1 protein-coding gene is annotated in these 1,069 nt (G+C 63.8%); it reads right to left on the bottom strand.

The window, feature by feature from the left end:
* A partial coding sequence (locus tag HOV91_RS39125) for an IS481 family transposase (RefSeq protein WP_174190190.1) occupies positions 1–972 on the bottom strand: 972 nt, incomplete at its 3' end.
* Positions 973–1,069: the final 97 nt, after the last annotated feature.

The raw sequence follows: 1,069 nt of genomic DNA, 5'->3' as shown, positions 1-1,069 counted from the left end.
GTTGGTCAATCGGCTGATGGGGGTCTTCTTACCGATGGCGGAGTGTTGCCGGTGGTGATTGTAGGCGTGGAGCCAGGCCGGTAGGGCGGCTCGTCTGGCTTGTTCGGACTGGTAGTGGCGGGCAAAGGCCCATTCGGTAGCCAAGGTGCGGTGAAAGCGTTCGATCTTGCCGTTGGTCTGCGGTCGGTAAGGTCGGGTGTGTTTAGCCCGGATACCCAGCTCGGTGCAGGCGGCGTTCCAAGCTTTGGACCGGTAGCAGCTGCCGTTGTCCGATAGCACTCGCTCGACAATGACACCGCGGTCGGCGAACCAGGCCACTGCTCTGCGTAGCACCCCGATCGCGGTCTGGGCTGTCTCGTCGTCGTGGATCTCGGCGTAGGCGACTCGCGAATGGTCATCGATCACCGTATGCACGAACGCGTTGCCCACCAGGGCGTTGCCGTGCCGGCTACGGCAGGCACCGGGAGTGGCTGCCCGATTCCGGCGGCCGGTGACCCGGCCGACGAACCGCCAACCGCCACCGACCGGGATGTTGCCCAGCTTCTTGACATCGACATGGATCATCGACCCCGCATGAGGATGCTCATAGCGTCGGATCACCTCGCCGGTCCGAATATCAATGTGGGACAAACGATTCAAACGACACCGCACCAACACTGCGTGCACGGTGGAGGCCGGCATCGACAGCCTCGACGCGATCGCCTGCGGGGACAGGCGTTTGCGCCAGCGCAGATCCACAATCTTGCGCACTACCGGGGCCGGGGTGCGGTTCGGGCTGCGATGCGGGCGGCACGACCGGTCGGCCATCCCGGCGGCACCCATCTCGCGATAACGCTTCTGCCAGCGATCGGCCGTCGGCCATGACACGTGGAAATGCTCGGCAGCTCGAGCGATCGACCAGCCGTCGTCGACGATGCGACGGGCCAGCAGCAACCGCCCTTTCGGGGTCAAGGGTGCGTTAGCGTGGACCACGAAGGTCTCCTGTTCGATGCAGTGGTTGTCTCAGCAACTCCCACTCCACGACAGGAGACCTTCACCATTCAACGATCACTTACCGCGTGTCGTCACA

Source organism: Nocardia barduliensis, assembly GCF_013315795.1.
Taxonomy (GTDB): Bacteria; Actinomycetota; Actinomycetes; order Mycobacteriales; family Mycobacteriaceae; genus Nocardia; species Nocardia barduliensis.
The sequence above is the reverse complement of the archived record's forward strand: the minus strand, read 5'-3'. Positions and strand labels throughout refer to the sequence as shown.